Origin of the sequence: Neisseria weixii (assembly GCF_042658245.1) — a bacterium.
Taxonomy (GTDB): Bacteria; Pseudomonadota; Gammaproteobacteria; order Burkholderiales; family Neisseriaceae; genus Neisseria; species Neisseria weixii.
The window spans coordinates 106,044-123,881 of sequence record NZ_JBHSPY010000002.1 but is presented as its reverse complement, the minus strand read 5'-3'; the positions used below and the strand labels follow the sequence as shown (position 1 = coordinate 123,881).

Genomic DNA, 17,838 nt, shown 5'->3' with positions numbered 1-17,838 from the left:
GCAGCGCATTATAATGCCAAACCGAAAAAAATCATGCTATGACCTTGATGATTTTTCTCTTGTATGGCCTTTCTGCCGCCAACATTATTTTGTTTCTCTGATAAAATAAGCATTCCTAACATTCAGGCCGTCTGAAGCCTTTCAGACGGCATCAACCTGTTTTCATCTGCCATCATGACTTATCCGATTCCCAAACCCCAAGAAAAAACCCACTGGCTCAATCTTTCGCAAGGCTCGTTGCCGCTGGCTTTGGCGCGCCATTTGCCCCACAAGCAGCTTAAAGTGGTGTTGACCCAAGATGCCGAGCAAGCGCTGCGCCTTCAGACGGCCTGGCAGTTTTTCCGGCCGCACGATACGGCGGTTTTCCTGCCCGATTGGGAAACACTGCCGTATGAGCGTTTTTCGCCGCATCACGATTTGGTGTCGGAACGCTTGGCCGCTTTGTGGCAGATTAAAAGCGGCGCGGCAGATGTGTTGTTCGTCCCGGTGGCGACGGCTATGCAGAAATTGTCGCCGGTGTCATTCTTCGCCGGGCGTACCTTTTGGCTGAAAACCGGCCAGTCTTTGGATTTGGACGCGCTCAAAGGCGATTTAATCGAAGCCGGTTACAGCCATGTATCGAATGTGGTCGCTACGGGCGAATTTGCCGTGCGCGGCGGCATTGTCGATTTGTTCCCGATGGGCAGTGACATGCCCTACCGCTTGGATTTGTTTGACGACGAAATCGACAGCATCAAAATCTTCGACCCTGATACCCAGCGTACCGTCGCGCCGGTAAGTGAAATCCGCCTGCTGCCCGCGCACGAGTTCCCCACCGACGACGACGCGCAAAAAATTTTCCGCAGCCGTTTCCGCGATGAAATCGATGCCGACTATCGCGCAGCAGCGGTGTATCAAGCAGTGAGCAACGGCCATTTCGGCGCGGGCGTGGAATATTATCTGCCGCTGTTTTTTGAAAACGAACTGGATACGCTGTTTGATTATGTCGGCGATAAAGCATTGTTTGTCTGTTTGGGTGATGTATATGCCGAAGCGGTGCGTTTTCAAAGCGATGTCAAATCACGCTATCAAATGGCACAAGGCAATGAAACCTACCCGCCTTTGCTTCCACAGCATTTGTATCTCGCTTCCGACCAATTTGCAGGCCGTCTGAAAGCTTATGCGCAAGTATGGCCGGACGTGTACAGCCACGACCAAAACCTGCCCGATGTCGCGGTCAACCGCCAAGCCGAACAGCCTTTGCAAGCCTTAATCGACTTTCAGAAGGCCTTTGACGGCCGCATTTTATTGTGCGCCGAAAGTCTCGGCCGCCGCGAAACCATGACCGGCTTTATGCAGCAAAACGGCATCAAAGCCAAAGCCGTGGGCGATTGGCAGGGCTTTTTATCGGCACACGAGCCGCTGATGATTACCGTGGCGCCGCTGGCTTACGGTTTCCAGTTGCCCGAGCAAAACATCGCGGTCATTACCGAATCGGATTTGTATCAATACGTTGCTAAATCCCGAAAAACCAACCGCCGCAAAAAGCATGCCGAAGTTTCAGACGGCCTGTTGCGTGATTTGGCCGAAATCAACATCGGCGACCCGGTGGTACACGAAGAACACGGCATCGGCCGCTATATGGGCTTGGTGGGCATGGATTTGGGCGAAGGCGTCAGCGAAATGATGCTGCTCGAATATGCGGGCGAAGCACAGCTTTATGTGCCGGTGTCGCAGCTGCACCTCATCAGCCGCTACTCCGGTCAGGCACATGAGAGCGTGCAACTGCACAAACTCGGCAGCGGCGCATGGGGCAAAGCCAAGCGTAAGGCAGCCGAGAAAGCACGCGACACCGCTGCCGAGTTGCTCAACCTTTATGCTCAACGTGCGGCGCAGGAAGGCTTCAAATTCGCCTTCAACGAACAGGATTACCAAGCCTTTGCCGACGGCTTCGGCTACGAAGAAACCGAAGATCAGGCCGCCGCCATCGGCGCGGTGCTTAAAGACCTCACCCAAGGCAAGCCGATGGACAGATTGGTTTGCGGCGACGTCGGTTTCGGCAAAACCGAAGTCGCCCTGCGCGCCGCGTTTGTGGCGGTGATGGGCGGCAAACAGGTGGCCGTGCTCGCCCCCACCACCCTGCTGGTGGAGCAACACGCGCAGAATTTTGCCGACCGCTTCGCCGACTTCCCCGTGAAAGTGGCCAGCCTGTCGCGCTTTAACAGCGGCAAAACCACCACCGCTACCCTCAAAGGCATGGCCGAGGGCACGGTGGATATTGTGATCGGCACCCACAAACTGGTGCAGGACAACAATCAATTCAAAAACTTGGGCTTGGTGATTATCGACGAAGAACACCGCTTCGGCGTGCGCCAGAAAGAGCAGCTCAAACGCCTGCGCGCCAACGTCGATATTCTCACCCTCACCGCCACGCCGATTCCGCGCACCTTGAGCATGGCATTGGAAGGGCTGCGCGATTTCTCGCTGATTACCACCGCCCCCAGCCGCCGTTTGGCGGTGAAAACCTTCGTCAAACCCTTCAGCGAAGGCAGCGTGCGCGAAGCCGTGCTGCGCGAACTCAAGCGCGGCGGACAAGTGTTTTTCCTGCACAATGAAGTAGATACGATTGAAAATATGCACGAACGGCTGGAAACGCTGCTGCCCGAAGCGCGCATCGGCGTTGCCCACGGCCAGTTACGCGAACGCGAGCTGGAGCAGGTGATGCGCGACTTTCTGCAACAGCGTTTTAACGTGTTGCTGTGTTCCACCATCATCGAAACCGGCATCGACATCCCCAACGCCAACACCATCATCATCAACCGCGCCGACAAATTCGGCCTCGCGCAGCTGCACCAATTGCGCGGGCGCGTCGGCCGCAGCCACCACCAAGCCTACGCCTACCTGCTCACCCCCGAATACATCACCAAAGATGCCGAAAAACGGCTCGACGCGATTGCGGCGGCAGACGAACTCGGCGCCGGCTTCACGCTGGCGATGCAGGATTTGGAAATCCGCGGCGCCGGCGAAATTCTCGGCGAAGGCCAAAGCGGCGAAATGATGCAGGTCGGCTTCACGCTCTACACCGAAATGCTCAAACAGGCCGTGCGCGACCTCAAAAAAGGCCGCCAGCCCGATTTGGACGCACCCTTGGGCGTGACCACCGAAATCAAACTGCACAGCCCCGCGCTGCTGCCCGAAAGCTACTGCCCCGACATTCACGAACGCTTGGTACTCTACAAACGCTTGGCCACCGCCGAAACGCGCGAGCAAATCAACGCCATTCACGAAGAGCTGGTCGACCGCTTCGGCCTGCCCGAGCAGCCGGTAAAAACCCTGATCGAAAGCCACCATTTGCGTTTGCAAGCCAAAGAAATGGGCATTGCCGGCATTGATGCCGCTAACGAAGCGGTTACCGTCACTTTCGGTAACAACAACCGCATCGACCCGACCGAAATCATCATGCTGATTCAAACCAACAAAAAATACCGCTTGGCCGGTGCCGACAAATTGCGGTATAGCGCGGAAATGGAAAATATCGATGTGCGGATTAATATGGTGAAGGAAATGTTAAAGACTTTGAAAGAAAAGGTATTGGTTGCGGAATAAGGTCAAAACCTGAGACCTTTGCAAAACCTCATAAACCACCAATAAAAACCCAAACAGCCGTCTGAATTTTCAGACGGCTTTTTTGGTTCTCGACCTTATCGGCCCTTCACATCAATAATCCACACTTCCGCTTGCGATCCCAAACGCATGGGTATACCCCAAAATCCATAGCCTGATGTGACGAAATAATGGCCTTTGCCGATTGCTTCGTAGCCGTAGGCTATACGGTTAATGGTTTTTACGATTAAATTGGCCGGCGCCACTTGGCCGTTGTGCACGTGGCCGGAAACTTGGATGTCCACCGGCAATTCGGCATGTAAATCAATTTCAGACGGCCTGTGATCCAGCAGCAAAACCGGCAGATCGGTATTTTGGCCTTGCAAAAGTTGTTCGGTGGATGGGCGTGATTTGTCCATGTCGTCATTACGGCCGACCAGCAATAAGCCATGCGCTTCGATGGCTTCGTTCACCAGCACACGGATACCGGCTTTTTCCAATTCCGCACGGATTTCATTCTGATGGCCGAACAAATCATGATTGCCGAGCGTGGCATATACGCCTAAAGGTGCAGTCAGCTTGGCCAAATGTGGCTGCATGTTTTTGGCACTATACACTTCGGTATCATCATCCATCAAATCACCCGGCAGCAAAATCAAATCGACTTTTTGCTGCTGCATGATGGCGGCGAGTTTGTCCAATTGCTTGCTGCCCATCAGCAGGCCCAAATGGGTGTCGCTGGCCAAACCGATGCGCAATGGCCGGTCTAATTTCTTATTGATGGCAATGCTTTGATGGCGCACCACCGGTGTATAGGCGTTGTACACCGATAAAACAGTCAAGAACAAGAGAAACAGCGGCGCAAACACGCGCAAGCTACGCGACAAAGGCGGTTGCGCCATAAACTTACGCAATAATAAATACAGAATAAATGTTGCCAACGCCGAATACATCACAAACAGCAGCAACACCATCCAAAACGCCGTCACACGGAAAATAGCGTGATCGACTTGCAGCAACAGGCCGACAATCAAACTATTGGTAATAAAATAGGCCAATCCCATCAGCCAGCGGCGGCCGCGTTTGGCGATAAACGGTGCCAGCAGCCATTGCAGCGAACGCCCCAAACCAAAGGTAAAGAGCTGCATCAACACCAATACGATAATAAAAAATCCGATGCGCATGAATCAACCTGCCTGAAAATAAGGCGCACATTCTAGCATAAAGCCATATCAACAAAGGCCGTCTGAACGCAAGCAACTGTAAACCGCCTATACAAATTGCGTTATAATATTGCCCGTTAAAAACCGATATCCGGAAGCAAACCATGAATCCGCAAACCGCCATTATTTCCGACCATGCCAAATCGGGCGTGTTTATCGAAGCCGACATCCGCATCGGCCAAATCGATGCCGTCAAAACCGCTTGCCGCGACAGCGTTGCCCATCTTCAGGTTTTGCAGGCCAAGTTTCCGCAAGCCGATTTGGGCTTGACCATCGCATTTGGCAGCGAAGCTTGGCGTATTTTCGGCCATGCCGATGAAGGCCGCGAAATCAAACCGTTTACGCCTCTGGGCAACGGCTTGGCGCCGGCCGCGCAGCAAGACGTGTTGATTCACATTCAATCGCTGCAACAAGATGCGGCTTTGGCTTTGGCGCAAGACGTATTGGAAACCTTCGGCGACAGCCTGACCATCGTCACCGAAGAACACGGCTACCGCCTTTACCAAGAGCGCGGCTTAGACGGCTTTGTCGACGGCACGGAAAACCCGCAAGACCAAGCCATTTACGAAGCAGGCATTATTCCTAAAGATCAGCCTGATGCGGGCGGAAGCTATGTGTTGCTGCAAAAATACCGCCACGATTTGAAACGCTGGAGCAAGGTTGATGTGCCGTACCAAGAAAGCTGCATCGGCCGCAGCAAGGAAACCGACGAAGAGCTGGACAAAAGCGTGCGCTTGGCCGATTCGCACTTAGGCCGCGTAGACTTGAAAGAAAACGGCGTGGGCCTGAAAATCGTGCGCCGCAGCCTGCCCTACGGCAAAATCACCGGCGAACACGGCTTGATGTTCCTTGCCTATTGCCATACGCTGCACAACATTGAAGCGCAATTATTGAGCATGTTCGGTGAAACCGACGGCAAAGTCGATTTGCTGCTGAAGCATATTTTGACTGCTGTTTCCGGTGCCTATTATTTTGCGCCGCCGGTTGAGCGTTTGCAAAACCTTTAGTCGGCAATTTGATCTTTGAAAGGCCGTCTGAAAGTCCATGAGTTTTCAGACGGCCTCTGTTATGATAAGCACATTCCTTTTTCATTCAAGCCTTTTGCGATATGTCCCATTCCGTTCACGCTTTTAAACCGCTGTCGGTTCCCATCCAAGGCACCAACCTGATAGAAGCTTCTGCCGGCACCGGCAAAACTTACGGCATCGCCGCCCTGTTTACCCGCCTGATTGTGTTGGAAAAAATGCCGGTAGACAAAGTGTTGGTGGTGACATTCACCAAAGCCGCCACTGCCGAACTCAAAACCCGTTTGCGCGCGCGTTTGGACGAAGTGTTGCAAGCTTTAGAAAGCGTGGCAAACGCGGCTGAAGATTCAGACGGCCTCAGTCAATATTGCGAACGCGAACACTCCGGTGATGTATTCCTCTACGGCTTGCTGCAAAAAGCGTTAGAACAAGAAAGCCAAGCGCGCTTGATCGTGCGCCTGAAAGCCGCTATCGGCGGTTTCGACAACGCTTCGATTTATACCATCCACGGTTTCTGCCAGCGCGTGTTGCGCGATTTTGCCTTTTTGTGCCAAACGCAATTTGATGTCGAACTCACCGACGACAGCCGCGAGCGGTTGCTGGTGCCCGCACAGGATTTTTGGCGTGGACGCGTGAGCAATAATCCGCAGTTGGCCAAGCTGGTTTTCAAGCATCAATATACGCCGCAAAATATGTTGGCCGAGATTCAAAGCTTTACCGGCCGCCCGTATTTGCGTTTCAGAAGGCCTGAAAACCTATTGGCCGAATCGCAGCAAAAAGTTGCCGACACGTGGGCCAAAGTCAAAGCCAATCTGCCCGAACTGGAAGGAATCTTTTGGCGTATTCACCCCGATCTGAACGGCAACAGCTACCGTAGCAACACTTTCCAAGCATTGTTCAATCAGCTCAAACACGCGGCCGAACAAGATTATCTGCCGAAAAATTACGATAAATTAGCGATGCTTGGCGCAGATTTGTTGGCCGGCAAAGCCAAAAAAGGCCAAAGCCTTGATGCCGCCGCTTTGGCTGATTTGCAGATGCTGGCCAATCTCGGGCGCGATTTGACCCAAGCCGAGGAAGAAGAAAAAAATGCCCTCACCCTGCTCAAGTTCGACTTGCTCGACCACATTAACCTGGCTTTGGCCGAACAGAAAAAATCCCGCCGCGAACGCACGTTTGACGATTTATTGCTGGATGTGTCCAACGCATTACAACCCGGCAATCCGCACGCCCAAGCTTTGGCCGAAGCAGTCGCGGCCACTTGGCAGGTCGCCCTGATTGACGAATTCCAAGACACCGATCCGCTGCAATATCAGATTTTCAGCCAAATTTTTATACGTCAAAACAATCCCTTATTTTTAGTTGGTGATCCGAAGCAAGCGATTTACAGTTTTCGCGGCGCCGATATTTATGCCTATCTGCAAGCCGCAGAAGATGCACAACAGCATTACACGTTAGCGACCAATTTCCGCAGCCATGCCAAGCTGATTAATGGCATAGGCTCGCTGTTTCAATGCAAAAACCGTCCGTTTGTATTGGAAAATATTGATTACAACCCCGTCGGCGCGGCGCGTGAAGAAAGCCGTTTGTCGCCCGGCCGTCCCGCTATTCAGGTGCGTTGGTTACATGGCAGTGAAACCGAGCCGATGAATAAAGATGCCTTGCGCAAACGTGCCGCTGAATATTGTGCCGATGAAATCGCTTTTGCTTTAAATGAAGCGGCAGAAGGCCGTCTGAATTTCAAAGGGCAGCCGCTGGAATCAGGCGACATTGCGGTATTGGTGCGCACCCACAACGAAGGCAGCATGATTGCGCAAGCCTTGAAATCGCGCCGCATTCAAAGCGTATTGCTGCACCGCGAATCTGTATTCGCCTCGCCTGAAGCACAAGGTTTGTCTGCTTTATTGGATTTTTATCTCAATCCGCGCCGAACCGAATCACTGCGTTTTGCCTTAAGCAGCGTATTGTTCGGCTATGATGCCGATGCACTTTACGCACTCAATCAAAACGAAGCCGAACTGTTGGCGTGGATCGATTCCGCCGAGCGCGCCGCCCAAGAGTGGCAGCAAAAAGGCATTTACACTGCCATGCAGCATTTTTCTGCCGAGCACGGTATCGAAACCCGTCTGCTTTCAGACGGCAACAACCGAAGTCTGACCAATTATCATCAATTGCTGGAACGATTATCCGCAGAAAACGAGCAAAGCCGCAGCCCGGCATCGCTGCATCAATGGCTGTTGGCACAAATCAATCTGGCAGAAAACGGCAATAAAAGCGAAAGTCATGTTTTGCGTTTGGAAAGCGATGAAGCCTTAGTCAAAATCGTCACCATGCACGCGGCCAAAGGTTTGCAGTATCCGCTGGTGTATTGTCCTTTTGTATGGGACGCGCAAGACAATAAAGCGCATGATTGGCAGATTCTACACCGCGACGGAGGGGAAAGTGAATTACTGGCCGAACACCAACTGGATGATGGCGATCATATCCAATTGTCTGACGAAGAAATGGCCGAGCGCCTGCGCCTGCTCTATGTCGCCCTCACCCGCGCCGAAGAACAATTGAATATTTACGCCGCCTATTGCCAAGATACCGACGACAACACCTTCGCCTATCTGCTCGAAGGCCGTGCCGATAGCACGCGTGAAGCCGTTAAAGCCGCTTATGAAAGTGAGCGCAAAGCCGGAAAAGGAGCGGCAGAAATGGCCATGCTGAAAAACAATTGGATAAAATTCATCAGCGGGCAGGCCGAAAATGAAAATACCGATTTTGTATTCACGGAAGATGCACCTCTCTCCGCCGCTTATCATTCCGCCAGACAAACCGATGTACAGTATCAAGCCGCCAGTATTCCGCCACGTGGATTTGAATACATCCGCCATACCAGCTTTACCGGCTTGAGCCGCCACGTCAAAGCGCATGACAGCGAACGCGAAGAATTGCAACCGAGCTTGGATGCCGCAGAAAGCAACATCAGGCCGTCTGAAAACGTGGTTGAAGAAAGCGATCATGACGAATTGAGCATCCATCGTTTCCCGCGCGGCACGAATGCGGGCTTGTGTCTGCACGATATGCTGGAAAATCTCGAGTTCCAAACACCTGCCGCCGAACAAAGCAAACAGATTTTAGAAACCTTGACCCGCCACGGCTTTGAAGAAAAATGGCTGCCCGCTGTGATGACCTTGTTGGATTGTTGCCGCGAAACGCCGATTTCAGGCAAAGATACCTTGTCGGACATTCAACCGAACGAGCGTTTACCCGAAATGGGCTTCACCCTGTATATGCATGATTTCAACCTTGCCGCATTACGCGCATGGTTTGCCCAGCCACATTTGGGCTTACCGCCGGAATGCCTCGAAGCGGCGCAAAGGCTGGATTTTCAAGATGTGCAGGGCTATCTCAACGGTTTTATCGACATGACCTGCCTCACTTCAGACGGCCAAGTCTGCGTGATTGACTACAAATCCAATTACTTGGGCACCAATGCAGCGGCTTACACTCCGCAAGCCATGAACGAAGCCATGGCCGAACATCATTACTACCTGCAAGCCCTGATTTACGCCATCGCCGTAGGCCGCTATTTCAAGCTGCGCGGCCTTGCTTTGCCGCAAATCGCCGTGCGCTATCTGTTTTTGCGCGGCATGAACGGCACGGAAAACGGCATTTGGTCGTGGGATATTCATGCAGAAGATTTGGCGGATTGGGTATAAAAGAAAGGCCGTCTGAAAATTATTCGTTTCAGACGGCCTTTTATACTATGCTTAAGCCTTACCGTCGGCTTTCAACAAGATTTCGTACAAGCGGTCTTTCAATGCCAATTTTTCTTTTTTCAGCTCTTCAATACCGTCCGAACCCGCAGTCACCGGATTATTGACCAAGCCGGTGATTTTGTCGTCCAACTCGTTATGTTCGTCAAACAAGCGGGCGAAGTGTGCGTCTTCTTGTTTTAATTTAGAAATCAATTCGCGATATTCTGGGAACATATCTGTTTTCCTCTCTTTTTCAAATCAAAGTAAAAATAACACGGTAAAACCTGTGTTGTGTTGTCGATTTCTTGATTACATTATAGCAAAGGCAATATTTTTAGCCAGTTTTTTTTGCGGTTGTAATCTGCTTTAAATCAAATATCCGCCGAACATCTCCCACCAAGGATTGGCCTTTCCCCTAGACGGCGTAAAAACACCGCCTTACAATCATCAAAACACGCAAACGCAAGGACAAAACATGAATCACACCATCGAAACCATGAAAAACCACCGCGTATTCCGCCATTTCAAAACCGGCATCACCATGCCCAAAGAAGACGTACAAGCCATCATCGATTGCGCACGCCAAGCGGCTTCGTGGATGAACGGCCAGCATTACACCATCATCAACATCACGGATGAAGAATTGCGCAAGCAAATTGCTGCCCTGCAGCCGGCCAACCCGCAAGTCGCCACCTGCAGCATTTTTCTGATTTTCATCGCCGATTTACACCGCAGCGAATTGTGTTCGCAAGCCTATAACGGCACGTTTACCGCCGCATCTCATTCCGACAACTTAATTACTGCCGTCACCGATGCCTCGCTGGCTGCACAAAATGCCGTTGTCGCTGCCGAAAGCCTGGGCTACGGCACATGCTACATCGGCGGCATCCGCATGATTGCGGTGCACATCATCGAATTATTGAATCTGCCGAAAAACACGTTTCCCCTATTCGGCCTGTGTATCGGCACGCCCGACATTGAAATGCGCGTCAAACCGCGTTTGCCCGAGCACACCGTCTACGCCGAAAACCGCTATCCTGATGACCAAACCCTTTCAGACGGTCTGGAGGCCTACGAGCAAACCATGACCGAATTCGGCGAAGCGCGTGAAAAGCTGCCTTACCGTGAAAAATTCGCCCGCTATTACAGCAGCACCGAGCCGAAAAACGAGCCGTTGATTTTTCAACAAGGCTGGCTGGGCAGCGGCCAACATGACTAAAATCCGTGCCGTTTTCGGTGCGGGCGGGCAGTTTGTATTGTTTGCCGGCCGCCCTTACTGGATGCCGGTCAACGATGCCGATTACGACCATGCTCCCCAATTAAGCGGCGAATTTAGCATTCACGATGAAGCTTTTTATCCGATTGACGGCAATGACGTGGCGTTTGAATTACCTGATAACGTGAAAATCTTCAGCGAAGAAGCCCGCCGCTTGGAAGAAAAACGCTTACAGATGCTGGCACTGGAGGATTTGGCCAAAAACCTGCAAGCGGCGCAGGCTGAATATGATTTGGAACAGCTTATCGGCAAAATCGATTTTTATTTGAAGCAGGAAGATATGTTTGACCGTTAGTGTTCAGACGGCCTTAACAATATTTTCCAATAAACGCCTAAAATTGTTGACAATTACAGCCAATTTGGTACATTACTCAGTTTATTTGTCTGCAACATCATTTCCCCCTTCACGACCATTCCACCTCAAAGGATAAACCCATGTTTTCAAAAAGCGTAACCCTCGCAAAATACGACCCAGAATTAGCCGCTGCCATGGATTTGGAAGTGCAGCGCCAACAAGACCACGTTGAGCTGATTGCCTCTGAAAACTATGTCAGCTGCGCCGTTATGGAAGCCCAAGGTTCACAATTAACCAACAAATATGCCGAAGGTTACCCAAGCAAACGTTACTACGGCGGTTGCGAACACGTTGACGTGGTCGAGCAATTGGCCATCGACCGCGTAAAAGAATTGTTCGGCGCAGCTTATGCCAACGTACAGCCACACTCCGGTTCGCAAGCCAACCAAGCGGTTTACGCTTCCGTATTGCAACCGGGCGATACCATTTTGGGCATGAGCTTGGCACACGGCGGCCACTTGACCCACGGTGCCAGCGTGAACATTTCCGGCAAGCTTTACAACGCTGTGACCTACGGTTTGGATGAAAACGAAATATTGGATTATGCCGAAGTCGAACGCTTGGCTTTGGAACACAAACCAAAAATGATCGTGGCCGGTGCTTCTGCCTACGCTTTGGAAATCGACTGGGTGAAATTCCGCGAAATCGCCGATAAAGTAGGCGCGTATCTGTTTGTCGATATGGCGCACTATGCGGGCTTGGTGGCCGGTGGCGAATACCCGAATCCGGTGCCTTTTGCCGATTTCGTGACCACCACCACCCACAAAACCTTGCGCGGCCCACGCGGCGGTGTGATTTTGTGCCGTAACGAAGATCATGCTAAAGCTTTGAATTCCGCCATTTTCCCAAGCCTGCAAGGCGGTCCTCTGATGCACGTTATCGCGGCCAAAGCCGTGGCCTTCAAAGAAGCCCTGCAACCTGAATTCAAAGAATACGCCAAACAGGTGAAAATCAACGCGGCTGCGATGGCGGAAGAATTGGTCAAACGCGGTTTGCGCATCGTTTCCGGCCGCACAGAAAGCCATGTTTTCTTGGTTGACCTGCAACCGATGAAAATTACCGGTAAAGCTGCCGAAGCCGCATTAGGTAACGCACACATCACCGTGAACAAAAACGCCATCCCGAACGATCCTGAAAAACCGTTCGTCACTTCAGGCATCCGCATCGGTTCGGCTGCCATGACCACACGCGGCTTCCAAGAAGCTGATGCCCGCGTGTTAGCCAACTTGCTGGCCGATGTATTGGAAAATCCGGAAGACGAAGCCAACTTGGCTAAAGTGCACGAACAAATTACCGATTTGTGTAATAAATATCCGGTTTACGGCGCGTAATTTTTTCAGACGGCCTGAAACCTTTGCAAAATCTTCATTTTTAACACATTTCTTCGTTATGCGCTGCTTGAAAGTTTGCCTGTCTCCATGATATGTCGGAACTTTCTGCACTGCTCTAACTTCAAGCTGTACTTGAATCTGAAGTTTTGCAAAGGTCTCAGATTATTATTTGTCAGGCCGTCTGAAACCAGTTTGTTTCCTTTGAAAGCCGTCTGAAATGCGTTTCAGACGGCTTTTTCTTATTTTATTCCAAATAATGAATATCTTACTGATTCAGACGGCCTTATCGTACAGGCCGTCTGAAAACTTATAACGAAAACGCATTAAATTAAAATCAACCATTCTTTCCCTTTTTCAGACGGCCTGTATAAAGTAGCGCTACCTTCAAATGCCTGCCGTTGCAGGCATACGCAGCACAAAATCAAAATGTGGCGGCCGTTAGCGGAAATATTCAGCAACGCACTGCCTCGACAAAGGAACCGTCATGAGTCAAGCCCATCCGCTACCTGCCGAAATTTCGGCGCAATTATCTACCCTGTCACCAACCCAATTGGCTTGGCTGTCGGGCTATTGCTGGGCGCAAAGCCAAGGCGCGGCAAGCAGTGCCGGTGTGATACCAGCCGCCTTTGCCTCCGAAACCGCTGCGTCTGCTGTTGCCCGCCGCGTTACCGTGTTATCTGCTTCGCAAACCGGTAATGCCCGCCGGGTGGCCGAATCCCTGCATCAGAAACTTGAAGCCGCCGGTGTGAGTGCACGCTTGGTCGGGGTAGCCGATTTCAAAAGCAAAACCCTGCCTGAAGAAGACGTTTTACTGCTGATCACGTCCACCCAAGGCGAAGGCGAACCACCGGAAGAAGCTGTGCCGCTGTATAAATTCGTGTTCGGTAAAAAATCGCCTGATTTAAGCAAACTCACCTTTGCCGTATTGGGTTTAGGCGATTCTTCTTATCCGAATTTCTGCCAAGCCGGTAAAGATTTCGACAGCAAATTCGCCGGATTGGGCGGCAGCCGTTTGACTGATTTAGGCGTTTGCGATTTGGATTTCCAAGCTGCTGCCGATGCGTGGATTGATGCACTGGTACCGAAAGTGGCCGAACTCTTTACTCAAGCCTCTGCTGCTCCTGCCCCCAATGCTGCTACTGCATGCGCAACCGCAGCAAGCGGCGCGATTTATACCAAAGAGCAGCCTTACACCGCCACTTTATCCGTGCGCCAAAAAATTACCGCGCGTAATGCGGAAAAAGACGTTGAACACATCGAAATCGATTTAAGCGGATCGGGCATTCAGTATCAAGCCGGGGATGCTTTGGGCATTTGGCCGTTGAACGCGCCCGATACCGTGCAAGAAATCTTGAATCTTGCCCAATTGAGCGGCTCGGAAACGGTTAAACTCGCCGATGGCAGAGAAACCGACCTTCAGACGGCCTTAATCGAGTTTGCCGACATTACCCAAAACACCCCTGCATTCTTGCAGCAATATACCGAACTGACCGACCATGCCGAATTGCGTGAGATTGTGTCCGATAGCGACAAACTCGATGCCTATCTGGCCATCACGCCGCCGGTGGGTGTGTTGGCGACTTATCCGAAAGCCTTGGATGCGCAAACCCTGTTCGGCCTGTTCCGTCCGCAAACGCCGCGCCTGTATTCCATTGCTTCGGCGCAGGATGAAGTTGGCGAAGAAGTGCATCTCACCGTCGGCGTAGTGCGTTTCAACCATCACGACCAAACCTACACCGGCGCTGCTTCGGGCTTTATCGGCGAGCGTTTGGAAGAAGGTGGTGAGGTAAAAGTATTCGTCGAGCCCAACCCGCATTTCCGTTTACCTGCAAATGGCGACACACCGATTATCATGATTGGCGCAGGCACCGGCGTGGCTCCGTTCCGTTCGTTTATGCAACAACGTGGAGCCAACGGTGATAGCGGCAAAAACTGGCTCTTCTTCGGCAACCAACGTTTTTACGATGATTTCCTGTATCAAATCGAATGGCAGCAATTCCGCAAAGACGGCTTACTAACCCGGGCCGATTTGGCCTGGAGCCGTCAAGGCAAAGACAAAGTGTATGTACAGCACAAAATCACTGAAAATGCCGCCGAGGTGTGGGCATGGCTGCAAGAAGGCGCGCATGTATATGTATGTGGCGATGCCACCCGCATGGCATGCGATGTTGAAGAAGCCTTGCTGGCCGTGATTACCGAGCAAGGCGGATTGAGCCACGATGATGCGGAAGACTATCTCAATGATTTGCGTGAAGACAAACGTTACCAACGCGATGTGTATTGATTAAATATCCCGATTTTCCTCCATCTTGAAGTAGCTTATGCCGTCTGAAATGTTTCAGACGGCCTTTACATGTTTGGCAGTGAAAATCCAGTATAATGCCACTTAAACACAGCAATAAGGTAAAATAAATTGGAAGGATTACAACAGCTTATACAAATGTTAATCGCATTTGTGAATTGGATATTGAAATTACTCGACTTTTTGTTTTAAACTAAGCCCAATCATTCATTTAATAAAGCAGATTTTCCAACATGCAAACGCAAATTCGCTCAGTTGCTTATTACTATTGGTACCACACCAACGTGCGGTACTTTTTTGCGCTTGTCTGAAGCATAGAAAAATAAGCAAACGCGAAACATGCCGCCACGTGAAATCGGGCGGCATTTTTGTTTTTCAGTTTCAACGGTTGCCGCCCCCAAAGATTAAGAACATTCGAACTTACTTTAAGGAGCAACCCATGAAACCCGCCGCCAACATTTTTACTCAAACCAAACTATTACACCGCTGCCGCATGATTGTCGATGGCAATATCCACCGCAGCGATTTGTGCGACGGCACATTGCCTGATGCGCCAGAAAATCTGATTAGCGAAGCCATGCTGCCGAATATCCGCACCATCGCCACTTTAATCGCTGCCGAGCGTCATCAGTTCAACCAAGCCAGCCCGGCTGTGTTTACCGAAGAGGCCGATTTCTTTGCCGCCCGTATTTTGGTTTTGGGCGTGCGCCGTTTCCATCTCGACATCACCTTAATCCCTATGCTCAAAACCGCCAACCAACGCGCCCAAGCTTTCGCATTCAAACATAATTTGCCGTTTATTCCGGCTGATATCCAAATGGCGCTGCACGCCAACCGTCCGGCGAACCTGCTCATTATCGAAACTGAACACGAAATGGAAAGCCAAGGCAATTTGATCGCGAACACTCTGGCCTTTGCCGCCAAATTGCCGCGTATGCCTTTGTAAAAAACCGCAACCTGACTTGATAAATACTGAATTTCCCCTATATTACGACTCATAATCTGTTTGACGGATTTTGCCGAGTCAATCGGCTCAGACAACACCATCTTTATTATGGAAGCCAAAATGAAAAAAATCATTGCCTTAGCTGTATTATCGACTTTCGCGTTAGCTGCCTGCAAAGACGATACTCAAGCAAAATTGGAACAACAGCAAAAACAAATCGAAGCGTTGCAACAACAATTAAGCCAACAAAATAACCAAGCCACCGCACAAGAAGACAATACCGTTTACCAATTGACAGAAGATGCCGTTAAAGAGACCATTCCTGCCGAAGCCTTGGCCAACAACGGCAACGGCGGACCGGTAACCGGTACCGACGGCCAACAATATATCTATGACCAATCCACCGGCAGCTGGCTGCTGCAAAGCCTGATTGGTGCCGCTGCCGGTGCATTTATCGGTAATGCTTTGGCCAATAAATTTACCAAAGCCAATAACCAAAACAGCCCGGTTGCCCAACGTGCGCGCAACAGCTATTACCAAAGCGCCCGCCCGAACGCACGCACCAGCCAGCAACTGAACACCCGTTCCGTACCGGCGCAAAACCGTGCGGCCACCACACCGAACTATCGTCAAACGCAGGCCGCACCGTCTAATATTCGCCGCAAAGCCCCTGCCCGTCGTGGTTTTGGCCGCCGACGTTAATTATAATCTACACAGGCCGTCTGAAACTTTTCTTTCAGACGGCCTTATTCATTTTTAAAATATATTAAAATATCAAAATTCATTAATTTAATATATTTTATTGCTATTATTAAAGATAGTAAAAACCATTTATTCCAAAGCACACGCCTTTTCAGTACAATAAGCCGTCTGAAAATGCCAACCATAAAGGAAACAGCATGAGCAACCATCACAAACTGATTATTTTGGGTTCGGGTCCTGCCGGTTACACCGCCGCCGTTTACGCCGCACGCGCTAATCTGAATCCGGTCATTATTACCGGTGTCGAACAAGGCGGCCAATTGATGACCACCACCGAAGTCGACAACTGGCCGGCCGATGCAGAAGGTGTGCAAGGCCCTGAATTGATGGCACGTTTCCAAGCCCATGCAGAACGCTTCGGTACAAAAATGATTTTCGATCAAATTCATACGGTTAACCTACAAAACCGCCCGTTCACACTCAAAGGCGATATGGGCGAATACACCTGCGATGCGCTGATTATCGCCACTGGTGCTTCGGCCAAATACTTGGGGTTGCCGAGCGAAGAAACCTTTGCCGGCAAAGGCGTATCCGCTTGCGCCACTTGCGACGGTTTCTTCTACCGTGAGCAGGATGTGGCCGTGGTCGGCGGCGGTAACACTGCTGTCGAAGAAGCGCTGTACTTAGCCAACATTGCCAAAACCGTTACCCTGATTCACCGGCGCGAAACCTTCCGCGCGGAAAAAATCATGGTCGACAAACTGATGAAACGCGTTGAAGAAGGCAAAATCATTCTGAAACTGAATACCAACTTAGACGAGGTATTGGGCGATGACATGGGCGTGACTGGCGCACGCTTGAAACACAACGACGGCAACATCGAAAATATCGACGTCAAAGGCGTGTTTATCGCCATCGGTCACAAACCGAACACCGATATTTTCAAAGGCCAACTGGATATGGATGCCACGGGTTACCTGAAAACCAAAGGTGGTACGGCAGACAATGTCGGCGCTACCAATATCGAGGGTGTATGGGCAGCCGGCGACGTGAAAGACCATACCTACCGCCAAGCCATTACCAGCGCCGCTTCCGGCTGCCAAGCGGCTTTGGATGCAGAACGTTGGTTAGACAGCCAAACTCTTTAAATATTCATTCACTTAGGCTGTCTGAACGTTTCAGACAGCCTTTTGTAATATATTCAATGATAAGCTTAAAGAATTGCCGTTTAACCATACCCTGCTGCATCTGACACATACACAAAGCAAAATATGGTTATAATCGGCATCACTCTTATGGCTCTCCGCAGCAAAAATCTAGCCATACATAAAAAACAACGCTTTGTGCTAT

12 protein-coding genes are annotated in these 17,838 nt (G+C 50.9%); 10 read left to right on the top strand and 2 right to left on the bottom strand.

All coding sequences use genetic code 11. The features are described 5' to 3' along the window. The first annotated feature begins 174 nt into the window (after positions 1-174). Positions 175-3,585 carry a transcription-repair coupling factor gene (mfd, locus tag ACFPVS_RS02395; RefSeq protein ID WP_378595319.1) on the top strand — a complete coding sequence of 1,137 codons (3,411 nt, stop codon included), beginning with the start codon at positions 175-177 and terminating at the stop codon, positions 3,583-3,585. A 95-nt stretch (positions 3,586-3,680) separates the two neighbouring features. On the opposite strand, the gene ACFPVS_RS02390 is transcribed toward mfd, so the two are convergent. Continuing rightward, on the bottom strand, positions 3,681-4,766 hold the full coding sequence (locus ACFPVS_RS02390) for a metallophosphoesterase (protein WP_096295230.1): 1,086 nt from the start codon (positions 4,764-4,766) through the stop codon (positions 3,681-3,683). A gap of 143 nt (positions 4,767-4,909) precedes the next feature. On the opposite strand from ACFPVS_RS02390, the gene ACFPVS_RS02385 reads away from it, so the two are divergent. Together ACFPVS_RS02385 and recB are read left to right on the top strand one after the other, a co-directional pair. Further along, the gene (locus ACFPVS_RS02385) at positions 4,910-5,812 is read left to right on the top strand and encodes a Dyp-type peroxidase (RefSeq protein WP_096295231.1); all 903 of its coding nucleotides are present in this window, start codon (positions 4,910-4,912) and stop codon (positions 5,810-5,812) included. Positions 5,813-5,913: 101 nt separating this feature from the next. Next, positions 5,914-9,537: an exodeoxyribonuclease V subunit beta gene (gene recB / locus ACFPVS_RS02380; protein WP_096295232.1), complete on the top strand. Its 3,624-nt coding sequence runs from the start codon at positions 5,914-5,916 to the stop codon at positions 9,535-9,537. A gap of 51 nt (positions 9,538-9,588) precedes the next feature. Here the strand turns inward: recB and ACFPVS_RS02375 are convergent, their stop codons facing one another. Further along, positions 9,589-9,810, bottom strand: a complete 222-nt coding sequence (locus tag ACFPVS_RS02375; protein ID WP_123803673.1) for a YdcH family protein — start codon at positions 9,808-9,810, stop codon at positions 9,589-9,591. A gap of 241 nt (positions 9,811-10,051) precedes the next feature. On the opposite strand from ACFPVS_RS02375, the gene ACFPVS_RS02370 reads away from it, so the two are divergent. The 7 genes from ACFPVS_RS02370 (at position 10,052) to trxB (ending at position 17,636) form a co-directional block, all read left to right on the top strand. Then, positions 10,052-10,795: a nitroreductase family protein gene (locus ACFPVS_RS02370; protein WP_096295233.1), complete on the top strand. Its 744-nt coding sequence runs from the start codon at positions 10,052-10,054 to the stop codon at positions 10,793-10,795. Next, a complete protein-coding gene (locus ACFPVS_RS02365) occupies positions 10,788-11,147 on the top strand; it encodes a hypothetical protein (RefSeq protein ID WP_096295234.1) in 360 nt (119 codons plus the stop codon). The genes ACFPVS_RS02370 and ACFPVS_RS02365 overlap by 8 nt, the downstream gene beginning before the upstream one ends. Positions 11,148-11,287: 140 nt before the next feature. Further along, positions 11,288-12,538, top strand: a complete 1,251-nt coding sequence (gene glyA / locus ACFPVS_RS02360; protein ID WP_096295235.1) for a serine hydroxymethyltransferase — start codon at positions 11,288-11,290, stop codon at positions 12,536-12,538. A gap of 484 nt (positions 12,539-13,022) precedes the next feature. Further along, positions 13,023-14,822, top strand: a complete 1,800-nt coding sequence (locus ACFPVS_RS02355; RefSeq protein ID WP_378595314.1) for an assimilatory sulfite reductase (NADPH) flavoprotein subunit — start codon at positions 13,023-13,025, stop codon at positions 14,820-14,822. Positions 14,823-15,279: 457 nt separating this feature from the next. Further along, positions 15,280-15,786, top strand: a complete 507-nt coding sequence (locus tag ACFPVS_RS02350; protein ID WP_096295236.1) for a hypothetical protein — start codon at positions 15,280-15,282, stop codon at positions 15,784-15,786. Positions 15,787-15,906: 120 nt separating this feature from the next. Continuing rightward, complete coding sequence (locus ACFPVS_RS02345) at positions 15,907-16,488, top strand: hypothetical protein (RefSeq protein ID WP_096296111.1); 582 nt, start codon at positions 15,907-15,909, stop codon at positions 16,486-16,488. Between the two features lie 197 nt (positions 16,489-16,685). Further along, on the top strand, positions 16,686-17,636 hold the full coding sequence (gene trxB / locus ACFPVS_RS02340) for a thioredoxin-disulfide reductase (RefSeq protein WP_096295237.1): 951 nt from the start codon (positions 16,686-16,688) through the stop codon (positions 17,634-17,636). The last annotated feature ends 202 nt before the right edge of the window (positions 17,637-17,838 follow it).

Excerpts from the sequence above, each read along its gene's own strand:
- mfd (WP_378595319.1), top strand. The coding sequence starts at position 175 with ATGACTTATCCGATTCCCAAACCCCAAGAAAAAACCCACTGGCTCAAT.
- ACFPVS_RS02375 (WP_123803673.1), bottom strand. The coding sequence starts at position 9,810 with ATGTTCCCAGAATATCGCGAATTGATTTCTAAATTAAAACAAGAAGAC.
- ACFPVS_RS02350 (WP_096295236.1), top strand. The coding sequence starts at position 15,280 with ATGAAACCCGCCGCCAACATTTTTACTCAAACCAAACTATTACACCGC.
- glyA (WP_096295235.1), top strand. The coding sequence starts at position 11,288 with ATGTTTTCAAAAAGCGTAACCCTCGCAAAATACGACCCAGAATTAGCC.
- ACFPVS_RS02390 (WP_096295230.1), bottom strand. The coding sequence starts at position 4,766 with ATGCGCATCGGATTTTTTATTATCGTATTGGTGTTGATGCAGCTCTTT.
- ACFPVS_RS02370 (WP_096295233.1), top strand. The coding sequence starts at position 10,052 with ATGAATCACACCATCGAAACCATGAAAAACCACCGCGTATTCCGCCAT.
- ACFPVS_RS02345 (WP_096296111.1), top strand. The coding sequence starts at position 15,907 with ATGAAAAAAATCATTGCCTTAGCTGTATTATCGACTTTCGCGTTAGCT.
- ACFPVS_RS02385 (WP_096295231.1), top strand. The coding sequence starts at position 4,910 with ATGAATCCGCAAACCGCCATTATTTCCGACCATGCCAAATCGGGCGTG.
- trxB (WP_096295237.1), top strand. The coding sequence starts at position 16,686 with ATGAGCAACCATCACAAACTGATTATTTTGGGTTCGGGTCCTGCCGGT.
- ACFPVS_RS02355 (WP_378595314.1), top strand. The coding sequence starts at position 13,023 with ATGAGTCAAGCCCATCCGCTACCTGCCGAAATTTCGGCGCAATTATCT.
- recB (WP_096295232.1), top strand. The coding sequence starts at position 5,914 with ATGTCCCATTCCGTTCACGCTTTTAAACCGCTGTCGGTTCCCATCCAA.
- ACFPVS_RS02365 (WP_096295234.1), top strand. The coding sequence starts at position 10,788 with ATGACTAAAATCCGTGCCGTTTTCGGTGCGGGCGGGCAGTTTGTATTG.